This is a genomic window from Labrenzia sp. C1B70 (assembly GCF_000475395.1).
Classification (GTDB): Bacteria; Pseudomonadota; Alphaproteobacteria; order Rhizobiales; family Stappiaceae; genus Roseibium; species Roseibium algicola.
In genome coordinates this window covers 277,608-294,541 of sequence record NZ_AXCE01000008.1, presented here as the reverse complement: position 1 = coordinate 294,541, position 16,934 = coordinate 277,608, and the positions used below count along the sequence as shown (strand labels likewise).

The 16,934-nt window shown below is 61.2% G+C and carries 16 protein-coding genes; 8 read left to right on the top strand and 8 right to left on the bottom strand.

Going from position 1 to position 16,934, the window contains the following annotated elements:
• Window positions 1-104: 104 nt before the first annotated feature.
• From Q666_RS45075 to Q666_RS45040, 8 genes are all read right to left on the bottom strand, one after another.
• Window positions 105-944 (bottom strand): SMP-30/gluconolactonase/LRE family protein, encoded by an 840-nt coding sequence (locus Q666_RS45075; RefSeq protein WP_031270295.1) that lies wholly within the window; start codon window positions 942-944, stop codon window positions 105-107.
• Between the two features lie 4 nt (window positions 945-948).
• Window positions 949-1,563: a 2-dehydro-3-deoxy-6-phosphogalactonate aldolase gene (locus Q666_RS45070; RefSeq protein ID WP_023003015.1), complete on the bottom strand. Its 615-nt coding sequence runs from the start codon at window positions 1,561-1,563 to the stop codon at window positions 949-951.
• On the bottom strand, window positions 1,560-2,480 hold the full coding sequence (locus tag Q666_RS45065; RefSeq protein ID WP_023003016.1) for a 2-dehydro-3-deoxygalactonokinase: 921 nt from the start codon (window positions 2,478-2,480) through the stop codon (window positions 1,560-1,562). The genes Q666_RS45070 and Q666_RS45065 overlap by 4 nt, the downstream gene beginning before the upstream one ends.
• Window positions 2,477-3,241 carry an SDR family oxidoreductase gene (locus Q666_RS45060; RefSeq protein WP_023003017.1) on the bottom strand — a complete coding sequence of 255 codons (765 nt, stop codon included), beginning with the start codon at window positions 3,239-3,241 and terminating at the stop codon, window positions 2,477-2,479. The genes Q666_RS45065 and Q666_RS45060 overlap by 4 nt, the downstream gene beginning before the upstream one ends.
• Window positions 3,242-3,302: 61 nt before the next feature.
• Window positions 3,303-5,378, bottom strand: a complete 2,076-nt coding sequence (locus Q666_RS45055) for an alpha-galactosidase (protein ID WP_023003018.1) — start codon at window positions 5,376-5,378, stop codon at window positions 3,303-3,305.
• Window positions 5,375-6,223, bottom strand: coding sequence for a carbohydrate ABC transporter permease (locus tag Q666_RS45050; RefSeq protein ID WP_023003019.1), 849 nt, complete (start codon window positions 6,221-6,223; stop codon window positions 5,375-5,377). The genes Q666_RS45055 and Q666_RS45050 overlap by 4 nt, the downstream gene beginning before the upstream one ends.
• Before the next feature lies 1 nt (window position 6,224).
• Entirely contained in the window at window positions 6,225-7,142 is a 918-nt protein-coding gene (locus tag Q666_RS45045; RefSeq protein WP_023003020.1) for a sugar ABC transporter permease, read from the bottom strand.
• Window positions 7,143-7,229: 87 nt separating this feature from the next.
• On the bottom strand, window positions 7,230-8,489 hold the full coding sequence (locus tag Q666_RS45040) for an extracellular solute-binding protein (protein WP_023003021.1): 1,260 nt from the start codon (window positions 8,487-8,489) through the stop codon (window positions 7,230-7,232).
• Window positions 8,490-8,607: 118 nt separating this feature from the next.
• Here Q666_RS45040 and Q666_RS45035 point away from each other — a divergent pair, with 118 nt between their 5' ends.
• The 8 genes from Q666_RS45035 (at window position 8,608) to Q666_RS45000 (ending at window position 16,909) form a co-directional block, all read left to right on the top strand.
• Window positions 8,608-9,396 carry an IclR family transcriptional regulator gene (locus Q666_RS45035; RefSeq protein ID WP_031270297.1) on the top strand — a complete coding sequence of 263 codons (789 nt, stop codon included), beginning with the start codon at window positions 8,608-8,610 and terminating at the stop codon, window positions 9,394-9,396.
• Window positions 9,397-9,423: 27 nt separating this feature from the next.
• Entirely contained in the window at window positions 9,424-10,485 is a 1,062-nt protein-coding gene (gene ugpC, locus Q666_RS45030; protein ID WP_023003023.1) for a sn-glycerol-3-phosphate ABC transporter ATP-binding protein UgpC, read from the top strand.
• Window positions 10,486-11,165: 680 nt separating this feature from the next.
• Complete coding sequence (locus Q666_RS45025; protein ID WP_023003024.1) at window positions 11,166-12,365, top strand: substrate-binding domain-containing protein; 1,200 nt, start codon at window positions 11,166-11,168, stop codon at window positions 12,363-12,365.
• 140 nt (window positions 12,366-12,505) lie between these two features.
• Window positions 12,506-13,291, top strand: coding sequence for an ABC transporter ATP-binding protein (locus tag Q666_RS45020; protein WP_031270299.1), 786 nt, complete (start codon window positions 12,506-12,508; stop codon window positions 13,289-13,291).
• The gene (locus Q666_RS45015) at window positions 13,291-14,016 is read left to right on the top strand and encodes an ABC transporter ATP-binding protein (RefSeq protein ID WP_023003026.1); all 726 of its coding nucleotides are present in this window, start codon (window positions 13,291-13,293) and stop codon (window positions 14,014-14,016) included. The genes Q666_RS45020 and Q666_RS45015 overlap by 1 nt, the downstream gene beginning before the upstream one ends.
• Window positions 14,013-15,041 carry a branched-chain amino acid ABC transporter permease gene (locus Q666_RS45010; RefSeq protein ID WP_023003027.1) on the top strand — a complete coding sequence of 343 codons (1,029 nt, stop codon included), beginning with the start codon at window positions 14,013-14,015 and terminating at the stop codon, window positions 15,039-15,041. Before Q666_RS45015 ends, Q666_RS45010 begins: the two co-directional genes overlap by 4 nt.
• A 15-nt stretch (window positions 15,042-15,056) precedes the next feature.
• Window positions 15,057-16,118 (top strand): branched-chain amino acid ABC transporter permease, encoded by a 1,062-nt coding sequence (locus Q666_RS45005; RefSeq protein ID WP_023003028.1) that lies wholly within the window; start codon window positions 15,057-15,059, stop codon window positions 16,116-16,118.
• Between the two features lie 8 nt (window positions 16,119-16,126).
• Window positions 16,127-16,909: an alpha/beta hydrolase gene (locus Q666_RS45000; protein ID WP_031270300.1), complete on the top strand. Its 783-nt coding sequence runs from the start codon at window positions 16,127-16,129 to the stop codon at window positions 16,907-16,909.
• The last annotated feature ends 25 nt before the right edge of the window (window positions 16,910-16,934 follow it).

Here is a 16,934-nt window from a genome sequence, read left to right as displayed (position 1 = left end):
CATCCCCGCAAAGGCGGGGCCTGAGGACCCTTCAAAGGTTCACTGAACTAGCATTTTGTCCCGGTGCTCCCAACACTTTGCCCGGGAGATGGACGGTGGCCCTGTTAGAGCAAGACCCTGTGCTCGCTCTGTCCACGAACCTTCACTTGTGCGAAATAGGTCTTGCCTTCGTGCTCGCCAGTAAGACCTTCGGCGGCGGATGTGGCAAAGAGCGTCTGCAGATCCGCCCCGCCGAATGCCGGGCAGGAAATCTGTTTTGCAGGCATGGAAACGGCCTCGGCAAATTTCCCGTCCGCAGTATAGCGTGCAACGTGGTTCGCCCCCCAATGGGCGTTCCACAGGAACCCCTCGCTATCGACCACGGCGCCATCCGGATTGAACCCGTCGGCGGACAGATCGACGAACAGGGACGGCGCACCTGCTGGCCAGCCCTCGGCGTCCAGGGCGACCTTCTGAATGGTCAGGGTGTCGGTGTCGGCGAAATAGGCCGTCTTGCCGTCCGGCGAAAAACAGATCGCGTTGGAAATGGTGATGTCGGAGAACAGCTTGCGCAGCTCTCCCTTGTAATAGCGGTAGATCGATCCGGCGTTCTTTTCGGCGCCAAAGCCCATGGTGCCGATCCAGAAGCCTCCCTTGGGATCTGCCCTGCCGTCGTTGGACCGCGTGATTGCGTTGTCGGCCTCCAGGTCGCAGATCTTTGCGGAGGCTTCCGTTTCCAGATTGAACAGGAACAGCTTTGAAGAGCTGGCGATCAGGAGTTCGGTCCGGCTGACCCAGCCTGCGGCAGAAACATATTCATCGAACTGCCAGGTCTTTTCCGTGCCGTTGTCGCGGCTGAGCAGGCGCTTGTTGAGAATGTCGAACCAGAACAGCTGCTGGCGCTCGGGATGCCACAACGGGCCTTCGCCTAGGGTGCACTGGCGCTCGTCGAAAACTGTGCTCATGACATCACCTGCATGCTGCAACGGCCGCGTCGTAGGCGGCGACGATTTTTTCGGCCCGTTCGCTGACTTCGGCAACACTGAAACCGGGTTTGAACAGAGCCGTTCCGATGCCGAAGCCGGCAGCCCCGGCCTTGATCCAGTCCCCGAAATTGTCCGGGCCGGCACCGCCCACGGCATAGGTCGCAGTGCCCTTCGGCAATACCGCCAGCATCGCCTTCAGTCCGTCCGGACCGATGAGCGAGGCGGGAAAGAATTTGAGGCCATCTGCCCCGCTGCGCAGCGCCGTGAAGCACTCGCTTGGTGTCATCACACCGGGAAAGGAAGACATGCCTTCGGCTTTCGTCGTCTTGATGACATCCGGATTGCAGTCGGGTGACACGATCAGCGTGCCGCCGGCGTTCTTGACGTCGCGCACCTGTTCGGGCGCCAGCACGGTGCCTGCGCCGATCTCGGCATTCGAGGAAAAGGCCTTTGCCATGGCGGCAATGCTGACAAGCGGGTCCGGCGAGTTGAGCGGAACCTCGATACGAGTGATGCCGGCGGCAATCAGGCATTCGGTAACGGGCAGAGCCTCGTCCGGGGTCAGGCCGCGCAGGATGGCTATCAGGTTACGGCTCATGAATGCTCCGGTTCGTAGAAGGAATAGGCAAGGGTCAGCCCCTTCAAGGTGATGGTTTCCGCATCGAGCTGCCTTGAGGCATGGCCGAGATGTGTCAAGGCGCTGCGATAGGCACCGGCGATCTTGTCGCTGCCCAGCAGGGCCGTGTTACCAAGGTCGAAATCACGGCTGACAGCGGCCAGTTCGGCTCCGATCAGAAGCCCCGACAATCTGCCGCTTGCCTGTGCAGGGCCAAGGTCCGCGACAAGGCCGGCGGCGCGCACGCCAAACAGATCGGCAGTCAGCGCTTCGGGGGCATTGAAACTGTGTTCGGCCGCTTCGGCAAAGGCTGTGCTGTCGAGGTCATCGGCGGAAAGGCCGTGCCGCAGGACGGAGTGTTTGGACAGAAGCGCGAAGGTCTCTCCTGTCATGAAGGTGCGGAACCGCTCAATTCGTCCGTCCTGGAGGGCGACCCACTTGGTGTGCGTTCCAGGCAGGCACAAGGTGCCGGTATAGTTCTGATTTTCCGAAAGGAATCCGGCGATCTGCGTTTCCTCGCCGCGCATGACATCGGGAGGGGTGAGCTGCTTGATGCCTGGCAGGATGCGCACGTCAAGGCGCGGGTCGGCTGCGTCCACCCGGGTAGCGTTCCGGATCGACGGCGGTGCGCAGGGTACGGTCATGTAGGGAGCTTCGGCCCACCCCTGCCGGGACCCGGCCATGCCGCAGACGATCACGGGTGTGACCTCACCGTCCCTCAGAAGGTCAGCGATCAGTTCGATCAGAGCGGGTTCGAAATCCTGTTTCTCCAGTCGGCCCATGCCCTTTTCGGAGCTGCGATGGGCAAGGATGCCGCCGGCTTCGTCAAGCGCCCAGATGCGCAGATTGGTGGTGCCCCAATCCGCCGCGATCCAGGACGCTTTTGGATGTGTGTTCATCCCGTCACCACCACGCCGCCATCCACGACCAGCGCCTGTCCGGTCATCGCCTTGCTGGTTCTGGAGGCAAGGAAAAGCACCGGGTCAACCATGTCGTCCGGCTGCAGTTCAACCTTGAGACACTGTCGGTCGATGTGCGCTGCCAGACCTTCCGGCGTTACCCACATGTCCTTCTGCTTCTGGGTCAGGACCCAGCCGGGCGCAATTGCGTTGACGCGGATGTTCTCCGGGCCGAATTCCCGTGCGAGGCTGCGGGTCATGCCGTTGATGCCGGAATTCGCGGTCGTGTAGACCGGGTAGCCCGCATTGCCCATCATGTAGGAGATGGACGAGAAGTTGACGATGGAGCCACCGCCGGCCGCTCGCATGCCGGCAACCACATGCTGGCAGGCAAAGAAATAGGCTTTCAGGTTGATCGCCACGGACCAGTCCCAGAACGCCTCGTCAACCTCTTCGGTCTTGTGGCGTTTGTCGTTGGCGGCATTGTTGACCAGAACCGTGATCGGGCCATGGGCTTCGGCTGCCTGATCCATGGCCGCCTTGAGGGCAGCCATGTCTGTGATGTCACAAGGCAGGTACAGCGGACGGCGACCGTATTTCTGTTCCATCTCGTCGCAGAAGGGCGCTGCGTCGGAACGCTGCACAAAGGCGACCTTCGCCCCCTGCCGCAGAAAGCCCTCCGTCAGCGCCGCGCCAATGCCGGAGCCGCCACCGGTGATGAATACCGATGCGTTGTCGAGATCCGGGTATGTTGCGTACATGGCACTTCCTCAATTGTTTTGGCGGCCTAAGCCGAAATTGGTTCGTTTTGAGTAACGTTACTCAAAGACGTTCGCCTTCCACAACCCAGACGGTTTCTGGGAACCGCCAGGGGAGCGTGAGCCCGTGGGACATCAGATATTGTCCACTGGCTTCAAGGTCTTGATGTTTCAGGAGAGGCGCACCGCGGGACAGCCGGGGCGCTTCGTCCCGATTGACGAGAGATAGCCTGTATCTGCCTTGCGGGTCCAGACCGGTCAAGCGCAACGGACGCGGCAGGATCTGGTCACTTGGTCGCGTCAGCGCGGCAAACGCAACGAACCGGCTGCCGTCGCAGGCAAGCTGCTGTTCTGCGATCACGGCCGGCTCGGTGCTGTCGAGCCGCAGGATATCGGCCTGCATCATCCAGTCCCGGTTGGCTTTCCACCAGCTCGTGACATTGCGCAGCGTCTCGGCTTCGGCTTCCGACAGCTCACGCGGGTCCATCTCGAAGCCCATGTGGCGTTGAGCCGCGGTCCAGGCGCGCAGGCGAATGTCCAGCGTGCGGCCGGAAGTGTGGCAGTGACGAGGCCCGACGTGAGAGCCTGTTACCGAGGCTGGCAGGAACAGGGCGGCATCGTGCTGAATACGCTGGCGTTCAAGCGCATCGTTACTGTCCGAAAGCCAGACCCGGTGCGTGCGTTCCAGGACGCCGAAGTCGATCCGCCCGCCGCCGGACGAGCAGCTCTCGATCTCCACTGCCGGAAAATCGGACCGCAGACGGTCGACCAGCTCGTAAAAGCCTTCGGCCTGTTCGGCATCGACCACGGGCAGGATGCGGTTGTGGTCCCACTTGATGTAGCCGATGTCGTTGTTTTTCAGGACGTCGGCGATGTGGGCATAAAGATAGTCGCGAACCTCCTGGTTGGACATGTCCAGCACCAGTTGCTGGCGTCCGCGGATCTGGTCGGCGTGACCGAGTACCCAGTCGGGATGGGCGCGGCAGAGGTCACTGTCCTCGTTGACCATTTCCGGTTCGAACCAGATGCCGAACTCCATGCCGAGCGCCTTGATATGGTCGATCAGCGGGGTGAGGCCATCCGGGTACTTGCGTTTGTCGATCACCCAGTCTCCCAGAGACGAGGTGTCGTCATCCCGGCGGCCAAACCAGCCGTCGTCCAGCACAAAGCGCTCGGCGCCCAGGTCCGCCGCTTGGGAGGCGATGGCTTTGAGTTCGTCGAGGTCGTGTTTGAAATAGACCGCTTCCCAGCAATTGTAGTGGACCGGGCGGGGAGTGCGGGCTCCCTGAACCACATGGTCGCGAACATGGCGCTGGAACCGAACGGCGGCACCGTTCAAGCCGGTGGCGGAATAGGTTGCGTAGAGCGGTGCGCTGACGAAGTGGCGTCCGCTGGCAAGGCTGGCAGTGGCGTGGCCGAACTGGACCTGACGACGCCCATCGGCAAGTTCCTCGGCCACCATCTTGTGGCCCCCGGACCAGCCATAGTGAAACGCGAAAGCTTCACCGGCCGTGTTGGACGTTCCGGCATTGCAGACGACAAGCCCCGGGAAATGGGCGTGGTCCGTGCGGCCCGTGCGGTTGTCGCGGACACGGGAACCGGGCGCAAACGGCAGGCGGCGGGTCAGGAATTCCGCGCACCAGCGGCCGGAAAACTCGATCATCTCGCCGGTGTGAGCCGGGACCGGCAGAACCGGAGCCGCCAGCCAGTCGACCGTGATCTCATCGGCGCTTTCCAGCCGTGTCTGAAGCTTTAACAGGGAGGTTTCCGGTGTCAGGACGAGATCGAAGACGAGGCTGAGATCAAGGCTGTTGTCGGCAAAGACAAGCGTCAGGCCATGCTCCGAAGCGGCTTCGCTTTCGAACCGGAAACTGGGCATGAGCGGCGCGCCGGATGCGTTCCTTGCAGTCAGGCCGGTTTGCCCGGGGAAGCTTTCGGAGGCTTCCGGACACAGGCTCAGACCGGCGTTGCGGTCGACCATGCCACCGGTGACGTCGGCAAGTGCGGCTGCCGAAAGCGTCTCCAGGTTTTCGCCAGTGGGAAGGGCGGGCCCCCAGTAGACGGCTTCCGGCAATCGGTCGTCGAAGCTGGCCAGGACCAGGCTCTGTCTGTCATCTCCAAGATGCCAGCTGCGGATCATTTCACGGCTCCGAGTGTGAGGCCTGCAATAAAGTGGCGCTGCATCAGGAAGAACATGGCGACAGGCGGCAGGGCGGCCACGATGGAACCGGCGCTCATCAGGTGGTAGGCAGCACGATATTGCGCGTTGAAGGACGTGATGCCGGCGGTGACAGGCTGGCTTTCAACGCCCTGCGTCAGCACCACGGCCCAGAAGTAGTCGTTCCAGATGAAGGTGAAGATCAGCACCGACAGCGCGGCGATGGCCGGCTTCATCAGCGGCAGCACCACGTACCAGAAGATCCGCCATTCGGAGACGCCTTCAACGCGCGCGGCCTCTATCAGCTCAAACGGCAGGGCACGGATGAAGTTGCGCATGAAGAGTGTGCAGAAGCCGGTCTGGAAGGCGATGTGGAACAGAACCAGGCCGGTGATGGTGTTGTAGAGGCCCATCTGCAGGGTCAGGTCGCGCACCGGCACCATCAGGATCTGGAACGGCACGAAGTTGCCCGCCACGAACATGAAGAAGAGCCAGATATTGGCCTTGAACTTGTAGATGCCGAGGGCGAAGCCGGTCATGCACGAGAGGCCAACCGCGCCGATCACCGTTGGAATGGTGATCTTGAACGAGTTCAGCAAATACTGCGGCATGTCCGAGCCGGTGAAGACCAGCGCGTAGTTGGTGAAGCCTTCGAAGGATGACGGCCAGCCCCAGTAGTTGGCGTTGGCGAAATCCGAATCCGGCTTGACCGAAAAGATGGCGACCGCGATCAGCGGCAGCAGCCACAGGATCAGCGCCAGCGGAAGCAGCGTCTGATAGGTGATCTGCCAGGGGCGGGACGTGCGTTCGATCGGTGTCGGGAACATGTCAGCGCGCCTTTTCTTCTTTGTACATCGACCAGAGGAAATAGGCGATGAAGGCCAGCATGATCAGGAACAGCACCACGGCAATGGCCGCGCCGTAGCCCATGCGGAAGCCGTATTCGGAGAGTGCGACCTCGAACATGTAGAAGCTGAGCACCCGGCTGGCGCCGAAGGGCCCGCCGTTGGTCATGACCGAAATCAGGTCGAAAGAGCGCAAAGCGCCGATGATGGTGACGACGAAGGCGATGAAGGTGGCCGGGCGAAGCTGCGGCACGATGATGTACCAGAGCATGCGCCAGCCCTTGGCGCCGTCGAGGCGTCCGGCCTCGATCTGCTCCGGATCAACCGCGTTGAGGCCGGTGAGATAGAGGATCATGCAATAGGCTGTCTGGGGCCAGAGGCCCGCGACGATGATGCCCACGGTGACCCAGTTCTCGTCCCCCAGCACGTTGAGCGGCGGCAGGCCGACCGCGCCGAGCAGAACGTTGAGGATGCCGAATGTCGGGTCGTAGAACCAGGTGAACACCAGGCCGACGACGACCTGGGAAATCACGAAGGGAAAGAAGAACAGGGATTTGTACAGCCGGATGCCGGTGACGGTCTGGTTCAGGAACAGCGCGATGAACAGACCGGCCGGAATGGCAAGCAGATAGAGCAGCAGCCAGATGACGTTGTTCTTCAGCGAGGTGTAGAACGCGTCATCCCAGTAGAGTTCCTCGTAATTGTAGAGCCCGACATATTCCGCCTGGCCCAAACCGTCCCACTCGTAGAGCGACAGGTTGAACGACTGGAAAATCGGAAAGATCACATAGAACAGGAAGAACAGGATCCCGGGAGCCAGGAACAGCCAGGGTGTCAACTGCTGCTGGTTGCGATGCCACCAGGAACTCTGGCGGGTCTCGGCGACGGATGCTTGGGCCATTTTCGGAACTCTTCGTGAGTCGTCGGCGTATACCGGAAAAGAGGACAGGGAGCGGTTGCCCCCTGTCCGGTCATGCGAAGGCAGACCTTATTTGTAGATACGCTGTTGGGCGCGGTCCAAACGGTCCAGGATCTTGTCCAGGTTGTCCGGCTTGACCATGAATTCCTGCAGGCCTTCCATGGCAACCTTTGCCATTTCAGCCGGGGCGTCGCGGTCGAAGAACTGGGCAACGCCGCCCGGGGAGTTCGTGGACAGCATCTCAAAGCCCTGTTCCAGGAACTTGTCCTGGTCCACGGACGACTTGGCGTTCACCGGGAGCTGGCCGAGGTGCTTGCCGTCGTTGATCCAGGTCTGGACGTCCGGCGAGACCGCGAACTTCAGGAATTCGCGCGCGTTTTCCTTGTTCTCGGCATTGGCCGGAATGTGGAAGGTATCGGTCGGCGCGTCTTCCGCCTTGGCGATGCCCGGCGTGATTTCCACGAACTGGTAGAAATCGATCTGGTCATCGGAAAGACCGGCTTCGCGCAGCGGTGCCACGGCGAAGTTGCCCATCAGGTAAGCGGCTGCATCGCCCTTGACCATGAACGGCAGAGCTTCCTGCCAGGAGTAGGTCTGATGGTTGTCGATGAAGGCGCCCATGTCGATGAGCTCGCGCCAGTTGGCGAAGGTCTTGCGGACTTCGTCGGACTTCCAGGACGCCTTGCCCGTGAGCAGGTCCATGTGGAAGTCGAAGCCGTTGGTGCGCATGTTCAGGTAGTCGAACCAGCCACCTGCGGTCCAGAGGAACTTGGTGCCGATCGTGTAGCACTTCTTGCCGGCATCGATGATCTTCTGGCAGTTCGCCTTTTCCTCTTCCCAGGTAGTGGGTTCGGACAGGCCAAGCTCGTCGAAGATGTCTTTGCGGTAGTAAACACCCCACTGGTAGTAGGTGTAGGGCACGCCCCACTGCTTGCCGTCGATGGTCATCGCACCCTTGGTAGAGGCGAGGTTGTCGGCAATTGCCGGGTCCGCCCAAAGGTCGGACACGTCCTCGAAGAGGCCGGCCTCCACGTAAGGCCGCATGCGGTTGGCCGCGTACCAGGTGGCAACGTCCGGCGCATTTGCCGTCAGGAAGTTGCGGATCTGGGTCTTGTAGGCTTCCCGGTCAATCACCGTCGTCTCGATGTTCAGCTCCGGGTTCTTCTCCTGGAACTGAGCGATCATCTCTTCCATGGTCGCACGCGGCGCCGGGTTCGATGTGTCGAGAAAGATTTTCAGATTGCCTGTCAGGCCGTCAGCAGAAGCTGCGCCCATCGCGGCTGCCAACATGGCAAATGCCGCTACGGACGTTTTCAGCATGGAACGCATGGTGTCCTCCCTTTTGGTTCCATTATGTGAAACTTAGTTTTGTATATTGATACTTTGATGCGATGGCGATAAGTTGTCAACAGGCTCGACGACAAGAAACGGGCCGAAGGAGGAGCTCATGAACAAACAGGCGGGGTCATCGACAGGTGACGGCACGGTCGGCAAGGCGCTGGAAGTGCTGGACAAGGTTGCGGCTGTGGGCAGTCCTGTGCGCTTTTCCGAACTGCTGTCTGAGAGCACTCATCCCAAGGCGACGCTGTACCGGCTGCTGCAGACGCTGGTGAGCCAGGGCATGCTGGCCTACGACGAGCGCCAGCAGACCTATTCGCTGGGTATCCGCCTGGTGCGGCTGGCACATGCGGCCTGGCGGCAAAGTTCCATCGCGCCGATTGCGCGGCCCTTCATCAACGCCTTGTCGGAAGCTGTCGGCGAAACCGTTCACCTGGCACAGCTCGACAGCGGGCAGGTGCTTTATGTCGACAAGAGAAACCCGACCAATGCCATCGACATGTTTTCGCAGGCCGGCAAGGTTGGTCCGGCCTATTGCACCGGGGTCGGCAAGGCCCTGATGGCCTTTCTGGAGCCTGCGGACCTCGATCACGTTTTGAAGAAGCAGTCGTTCTATCGCTACACCCCGGCAACGCTGGCCAGCGAAGCTGAACTGCGGGCGGACCTGGAAAAGATCCGCGAAGAGGGGCTGTCCTACGACCGCGAGGAACACGAGCCCGGCATCATCTGCATTGCAGCGCCGATCCTGTCGTCCAAGGGGCGCCCGGTCGGGGCGCTTTCCGTTACCACGTCTACGCAGCGCAAGAGCCTCGAACAGCTTCTGGAGGCACGGCCTGCATTGCTGGATACGGCCTCCAAGATCGCGGCGGCGGTCGAGGACTGGCAGTTCCCTGCCTAACAAGAATCCCAAGGGAGAGAGAATTACATGTCTGGCGTCACACTGACAAAAGCCGTCAAGAAATATGGCGACCTGGAAGTCATCCACGGAGTGGACCTTCAGATCGAGCATGGCGAATTCTGCGTTTTTGTCGGTCCGTCCGGCTGTGGCAAGTCCACTCTTCTGCGCATGATCGCCGGGCTGGAGGAAACGACCGACGGCAGGATCGAGATCGGTGACCGTGATGTGACCAAGGCAGATCCGGCAGAACGGGGCGTTGCCATGGTGTTCCAGACCTATGCGCTTTACCCGCATATGACAGTCGAGGAGAACATGGGCTTCGGGCTGAAGATGAACGGTCATCCGAAGGCCGAGATCCAGTCCAAGGTTGCCGAGGCCAGTCGCATCCTGAAGCTGGACCCTTATCTGAAGCGCAAGCCGAAGGCGCTTTCCGGCGGGCAGCGCCAGCGCGTCGCCATCGGCCGAGCCATTGTGCGCGGACCGGAAGTGTTCCTGTTTGACGAACCGCTCTCCAACCTGGATGCCGAGCTGCGTGTCGACATGCGCGTGGAGATCGCCCGCCTGCACAAGGATATCGGCGCAACGATGATCTACGTGACGCACGACCAGGTCGAGGCGATGACGCTGGCGGACAAGATCGTGGTTCTGCGCGGTGGCAATATCGAGCAGGTCGGCTCGCCGATGCAGCTCTATTCCGATCCGGACAACAGGTTCGTTGCCGGCTTCATCGGCTCGCCCAGCATGAATTTCGTCGAGGGTATTGCCGGGGAGGGTGAGGTCAGTGTTGCCGCGTTCGGCGGCGTTGCCGTTCCGACCGTCGTCGCGTTGCCTGCAAAGGGCGAAAAGGTGCTGGTCGGTCTGCGCCCGCAGCATCTGAAGGTCTCGCCTGCGCAGGAAGGGGCGAAGGTCGATCTGTGCGAGCAACTGGGCGGTGTTGCCTATTCCTATCTGATCTGCCCGACGGGCGAGCGTGTGATCGTGGAAACCAAGGGTGAGGATGCGCCGGTTTCAGATGGAACTGTCGCCATCGACTTCGACCCGGCTTCGGCGCTGTTCTTCGATGCGAAGACGGAAAAGCGGCTGCGGTAGTCTCGCCGAGGCGACTGGTCCAGGCGGCCCGCCTTCCGCGCCATGCCGGACAAGTGAGGCAACGTCGATCCGGCAACCGGATATCAGCCGTGCCTTTGGCGCGTCGCCTCGTTCGAAAAAGAGTTCGCTTCACTCACACAGATGCGCTGGGTTCCGGATCTGCACGCAGCTTATGCTGCGCTTGTCCGGAATGACTGTGGGTAACAGTTGAAGGCCTTGTCCTTGAGGGGCTGGAAACCGGATTGCGCAGGGCGCTAAGAACGCCTTTCCGCTTAAGCCGGGATGCAGGGCCTCTGGTCTGCGGGCCGATTGCACAGCATTCGTCTGGTGGGCGGGTCTGTTTTCTTGCCGATTTTGGCGGCTCTCCTGTCAGAGCCGATCTTTTTCCTCTGTCATCATAATCCTTCAGACAGCCATTATCACATTACCTACAGGCATTGCGCTGCCGCTCTTGGTGCTGTGTCTTTGCAGGACCGGGCAGCATTCATCTGTCATGAGCTCGTGTTACGCTAACTGACGACGATCCCGGAAAGGCGGCACTTCGAACGCGCATCTTGCCTTGACATGAATACTGATTCATGTGTCATATATTCCAGCGTCAGGCGATGATGTTACCCTGTGGAGGCCGTGGGAGCGGCCGGGCAGGTTTGCCGGCCTTTCGCGCAACGGGAGGAGAATTCATGACGAAACGCGTTTTCCGCTGGGCCGTGCCGCTTCTGGCTGGCATCAGCGTGGCGGCTGCCGGGATCGCCGGTGCCCAGGCCGACGATATCAAGATCGCCCACGTTTACGGCAAGACCGGTGCCCTGGAGGCCTATGCGAAACAGTCGCATACCGGCCTGATGATGGGTCTCGAATATGCCACCGACGGCACCATGGAAATCGACGGCCGCAAGATCGTGGTCATCGAGAAGGACACCCAACTGAAGCCGGATATCGGCAAGGCCGCGCTGGCGGAAGCCTATGGTGACGATGAAGTCGATATCGCCGTCGGCCCTGTCTCCTCCGGCGTTGCGCTGGCCATGCTGCCGGTCGCCGAAGAATACGAGAAGGTGCTTCTGGTGGAGCCGGCGGTTGCCGACAGCATCACCGGCGAGAACTGGAACCGCTACATCTTCCGCACGGCGCGCAACTCGTCGCAGGACGCGATCGCCAACGCTGTCGCACTGGGGCAGGAAGGCGTCTCCATCGCAACGCTTGCGCAGGACTATGCCTTCGGCCGTGACGGCGTCGCCGCCTTCAAGGAAGCGCTGGAAGGCACGGGTGCCAAATTGGTGTTCGAGGAATATGCGCCGACCGATACCAAGGATTTCACAGCCAACGCGCAGCGCGTCTTTGATGCCCTGAAGGATGAGCCGGGCCGCAAGTTCCTGTTCGTGATCTGGGCCGGTGGCGGCAATCCGATCAGCAAGATCAAGGCAATGGAGCCGGAGCGCTTTGGTGTCGAAATCGCCACGGGCGGCAACATCCTGGCGGCCATGGCGGCCTACAAGGAACTGCCGGGCATGGAAGGCGCGACCTACTACTATTACGAAATCCCGAAGAATCCGGTGAACGACTGGCTGGTGGCCGAACACCAGAAGCGTTTCAATGCGCCGCCGGACTTCTTCACCGCGGGTGGCATGTCTTCCGGCATTGCCATTGTCGAGGCGATCCGCAAGGCCGGGTCCACGGAGACCGAAGACCTGATCACTGCCATGGAAGGCATGGAGTTCGAAACGCCAAAGGGCAAGATGATGTTCCGGGCGGAAGATCACCAGGCTCTGCAGTCGATGTATCACTTCAAGATCAAGGTCGACCCGGATGTCGAATGGGGCATCCCGGAGCTGGTGCGCGAGTTGACAATCGAGGACATGAACATCCCGGTGCGCAACCAGTAAGCCGAATGAAGACGCGGCGGAGCCTTCAGCTTCGCCCGCATGGCCCCAAGACCCTTAAGTTTGCCCGGCTGGTGTGAAACACGTCCGGCCGGGCACTCATCCGATACAGTTTTCGCGACAAATCAAGCCTGGGAACGCGCATCGTGGCCAAGGAACACCCGATTCTGGAAACGAGGGACCTGACCATTCGCTTCGGCGGTCATGTGGCAGTCGATCACGTTTCCTGCGCCTTCGAGCGAGGCACCCTGACGGCGATCGTTGGGCCGAACGGCGCAGGCAAGACCACCTATTTCAACCTGATCTCCGGTCAGCTGGCAGCGACCTCCGGGGCTGTGCTGCTCAACGGCGAGACCATCACCCGACTGTCGGTGCCTGAACGCACCGACAGGGGGATCGGCCGGGCGTTCCAGCTGACCAATCTCTTTCCGACCCTGAGCGTGCGCGAAAACGTGCGGCTTGTAGCGCAGGCGAAGGCACGCAAGGGGTTCGATCTCTTCACCGTTGCAGAAAGCCATGTGGAACTTCTGGAGCGGGCAGACCACGTGCTGGCGGAGGTTCGGCTGATCGATCAGGCCGACCAGACCGTTTCCGCTCTGCCCCATGGTGACCAGCGCAAGCTTGAGGTGGCGCTGCTGATCGCGCTTGGGCCCCAGGTGCTCATGTTCGACGAGCCGACCGCCGGAATGAGCGTCGACGAAGTGCCGGTGATCCTGGAGCTGATCCAGAAACTGAAGAGCGACATGGACCGGACGATCCTGCTGGTGGAGCACAAGATGGATGTCATTCGCACCCTGGCCGACCGCATCATCGTTCTGCACAACGGGGCGCTGGTGGCCGATGGAGAACCCTCGGAAGTGATTGCCCTGCCGATCGTGCAGGAGGCTTATCTCGGCAAGGCACCGGCTTCCTCCAGGGAGGCTGCGTGATGGCGGAAAATCTGCTCACCCTTTCCGGAGTGCACACCCATATCGGCCCTTACCACATCCTGCAGGGTGTGGACCTCGCGGTGCCGGAAGGCGGGGTGACCGTTCTGCTCGGCCGTAACGGCGCAGGCAAGACCACAACGTTACGCACCATCATGGGGCTTTGGACGGCCAGCCAGGGCGATATCCGGTTTGGCGATCATGTCATCACCAAACTGTCGACGCCTGAAATTTCCCGCAGGGGAATTGCCTTCGTGCCGGAAGACATGGGCATCTTCACCGATCTGACAGTTGCCGAAAACATGATCCTGGCCGCTGCCAATGGGCCGATGGACCAAAAGCGCCTTGCCTGGATCAAGGAGCTGTTTCCGCCGATCGGCAGCTTCTGGAATTCCTCCGCAGGAACGCTGTCCGGTGGTCAGAAGCAGATGCTGTCCGTGGCGCGGGCGATCATCGAGCCGCGCCGGCTGATCCTGATCGACGAGCCGACGAAAGGCCTCGCACCGGCGATCATCAAGGCGATGACCGATGCGCTGAAGGAACTGAAGGAAACCGACACCACTATCCTGCTGGTGGAGCAGAATTTCGCGATGGCGTCCGGCATCGGCGACACGGTCGCGGTGATGGATGATGGCCGCATCATTCATTCAGGCCGCATGGACGAACTGGTGGCGGATGTCGCCTTGCAGGAAAAACTCATGGGGCTGAGCCTGGAGGCGCATCAATGAGCGAGACGGCGATCAAACCGCGGATTGAGAAGATCCCGCTGAAGGAACAGCTTGCCCAGAAGCTGCCGGTGCTGCTGGTGCCGGTGCTGGCTGCCGTCGGGCTCATTGCCATCGGCAATCCGGCGAGCTGGCTGACACTGACGGTGGCCGGGCTGGCCATGGGCATGATGATCTTCATCATGGCGTCGGGATTGACCGTGGTCTTCGGGCTGATGGACGTGATCAACTTCGGCCATGGCGCCTTTGTTGCCGTCGGCGCCTTCGTCGGCTTCACGGTTCTGGCCTGGCTGGCCGGCTGGACGGCTTCGCCAAGCGTCTTCATGAATCTCTCCGCCGTGCTGATTGCCATCCTTGCGGCCATGCTCGTCACCGGCCTTCTCGGTCTTGCCTTCGAGCGGGTGATCGTGATGCCGGTCTACGGCGAACATCTGAAGCAGATCCTTGTCACCATGGGCGGGCTGATCGTGGCTCAGCAGATGATCTACGTGGTCTGGGGGCCGGACGAGCTGCATATGTCCCGCCCGGAAGCCTTGCAGGGATCGCTGGTGATCGGCGAAGCGGCCATCGAGAAATATCGCCTGGTGGCGGTCGGCATCGGTCTCGCGCTGTTCATCGGCATGCGCCATATCCTGAAGAACACCAAGATCGGTCTGCTGGTGCGTGCCGGGGTGGAGAACGGCGAGATGGTGGAAGCGCTCGGCTACCGTATCCGCCGGCTGTTCCTGATCGTGTTCATGACCGGGTCGGCGCTGGCCGGGCTCGGGGGCGTCATGTGGGGCCTCTATCAGGAAACGATTACCGCACACATGGGCTCGGAGATCATGGTGCTGGTGTTCATCGTGGTGATCATCGGCGGCCTTGGCTCGGTCGAGGGCTGCTTCATCGGCGCCATGCTGGTGGGACTGCTTGCAAACTACACGGCTTTTCTGGCGCCGAAGGTGGCGCTGATCTCGACCATCGCGCTGATGGTCGTGGTGCTGATGTGGCGGCCGCAGGGCCTCTATCCGGTGGTCAAGGCGAAGTAGGGACGGAACAAGATCATGCTGACCAGACTTCTTTCCGGCGACACGCCGCGCAGCGGCCTTCTGACGGCGCTGCTGCTGATCGTGTTGATCTCGCTCGCCTTTGCACCGTTTCTCTTTCCCGGCACCAAGTCGCTGGAGACGGCCGCGCGGATCTGCATCTTCATCGTGCTGGTGGCAAGCTACGACCTGCTGCTGGGCTATGCCGGTATCGTTTCCTTCGCCCACACCATGTTCTTCGGCATCGGCGCCTATGGGACCGCGCTTGCCTTGTCGACCACCGGGCCGAACTACGGTTCGCTGATCTGGGGCACGGCGGCGGGCGCGGGGGTTGCGGCCCTCTTCGCGCTCGCCATCGGGCTGTTCTCGCTTCGGGTGAAGGCGATCTTCTTCGCCATGGTGACGCTGGCGGTCGCAAGCGCCTTTGCCGTTCTGGTGTCGCAGATGTCCTGGCTGACAGGCGGTGAGGACGGGCTCAACTACAAGATCCCGCGCGAACTGACGCCCGCCTTCAAGCTTATCAAGGCGAAGGTGTTCGATGTCAGCATCAATGGCAAGATCCTGGCCTATTACCTGGTGTTCTTTGCCGCTGCGATCCTGTTCCTGGTCATGCTGCGCATCGTCAATTCCCCCTTCGGCCGCACGCTGAAGGCGGTGCGCGACAATGCGTTCCGGGCGGAGGCGATCGGTTACCGCGTGGTCTGGTATCGCACCACGGCCACCGTTCTGTCGGCAGTCATGGCAGCGCTTGCAGGCTCTCTTCTGGCGATATGGCTGCGCTACACCGGCCCGGCAACAACGCTGTCCATGGAGATCATGATCGACATTCTGCTGATGGTCGTGATAGGGGGCATGGGCACGCTTTACGGGGCCGTGCTCGGGGCAACCCTGTTCATTCTGGCGCAGACCTATCTGCAGAACCTGATGGGTGTTGCTGCAGAAGCAACCAGCGCGGTGCCGGTGTTCTCGACGCTGGTGGCGCCGGAACGCTGGCTGTTGTGGCTGGGTGTTCTCTTCATTCTGTCGGTCTATTTTTTCCCGACGGGCATTGTCGGACGGCTACGGGCGGGGCGTGCGTGAGCGGGAATATGTTGCATATCCGCGACGAGGGAACGGGCAGACCGCTGGTGCTGATCCACGGCTGGTCTTGTCCGGGCCGGTTCTTCGAAGGCCAGATCGGGGCTCTGAAAACTGACGCCCGTTGCATTGTTCCGGATCTGCCGGGCCACGGCAAAACAGCGGGCCGGTTGCCATTGACCATCGAGGCAGCAGCCGATGCGGTTCATGCGGCTTTGGCCGAGCGCGAACTAACTGAAGTAATCCTCTGCGGTTGGTCGATGGGTGCGTTGGTTTCCTATGCAATGATCGAGCGGCACGGCGCCGACAGGATCTCGCAGTTCGTTGCCATTGACATGACGCCGAAGGTTCTGAACGACCCCGACTGGCAGAACGGAACGCTGAACGGCCTCAATGCTGAACTCAACGACCATTTCCTGAATGCCATTGTGGCGGATTGGGCCAAACTGCCGGCCCGGATCGCGAGAAGACTGTTCGCCGAAGGCCTGCCCGTGCCGGAGTGCGTTGCGGAGCTAGCCCGCAAAGAGATTGCTGCAGCCGATCCTGTGCTCTTGAAACCGATGTGGTCCTCACTGACCGCGCAGGATTTCCGCCCGCTTTTGAAAGCCTTTCCCGTGCCGTTTCATCTGGTGGCGGGTCTGCGCAGCCAGCTTTACGGCCCGGGTGTCCATCGCTGGCACGCGGACAATGTTCCGGATTTCCATTTCCATGGCTTTGAAGCGTCGGGCCACGCGCCGCACATGGAAGAGCCGGACAAGTTCAACAGCCTGCTGTGGAACCTGGTGAAGGGCTGAGGCGCACAAACTTGGCTTTTTGGGT

Excerpts from the sequence above, each read along its gene's own strand:
- Q666_RS45065 (WP_023003016.1), bottom strand. The coding sequence starts at position 2,480 with ATGAACACACATCCAAAAGCGTCCTGGATCGCGGCGGATTGGGGCACC.
- Q666_RS45070 (WP_023003015.1), bottom strand. The coding sequence starts at position 1,563 with ATGAGCCGTAACCTGATAGCCATCCTGCGCGGCCTGACCCCGGACGAG.
- Q666_RS45035 (WP_031270297.1), top strand. The coding sequence starts at position 8,608 with ATGAACAAACAGGCGGGGTCATCGACAGGTGACGGCACGGTCGGCAAG.
- Q666_RS45005 (WP_023003028.1), top strand. The coding sequence starts at position 15,057 with ATGCTGACCAGACTTCTTTCCGGCGACACGCCGCGCAGCGGCCTTCTG.
- Q666_RS45010 (WP_023003027.1), top strand. The coding sequence starts at position 14,013 with ATGAGCGAGACGGCGATCAAACCGCGGATTGAGAAGATCCCGCTGAAG.
- Q666_RS45025 (WP_023003024.1), top strand. The coding sequence starts at position 11,166 with ATGACGAAACGCGTTTTCCGCTGGGCCGTGCCGCTTCTGGCTGGCATC.
- Q666_RS45045 (WP_023003020.1), bottom strand. The coding sequence starts at position 7,142 with ATGGCCCAAGCATCCGTCGCCGAGACCCGCCAGAGTTCCTGGTGGCAT.
- Q666_RS45055 (WP_023003018.1), bottom strand. The coding sequence starts at position 5,378 with ATGATCCGCAGCTGGCATCTTGGAGATGACAGACAGAGCCTGGTCCTG.
- Q666_RS45015 (WP_023003026.1), top strand. The coding sequence starts at position 13,291 with ATGGCGGAAAATCTGCTCACCCTTTCCGGAGTGCACACCCATATCGGC.
- Q666_RS45040 (WP_023003021.1), bottom strand. The coding sequence starts at position 8,489 with ATGCGTTCCATGCTGAAAACGTCCGTAGCGGCATTTGCCATGTTGGCA.
- Q666_RS45050 (WP_023003019.1), bottom strand. The coding sequence starts at position 6,223 with ATGTTCCCGACACCGATCGAACGCACGTCCCGCCCCTGGCAGATCACC.
- Q666_RS45000 (WP_031270300.1), top strand. The coding sequence starts at position 16,127 with ATGTTGCATATCCGCGACGAGGGAACGGGCAGACCGCTGGTGCTGATC.
- Q666_RS45060 (WP_023003017.1), bottom strand. The coding sequence starts at position 3,241 with ATGTACGCAACATACCCGGATCTCGACAACGCATCGGTATTCATCACC.
- Q666_RS45075 (WP_031270295.1), bottom strand. The coding sequence starts at position 944 with ATGAGCACAGTTTTCGACGAGCGCCAGTGCACCCTAGGCGAAGGCCCG.
- ugpC (WP_023003023.1), top strand. The coding sequence starts at position 9,424 with ATGTCTGGCGTCACACTGACAAAAGCCGTCAAGAAATATGGCGACCTG.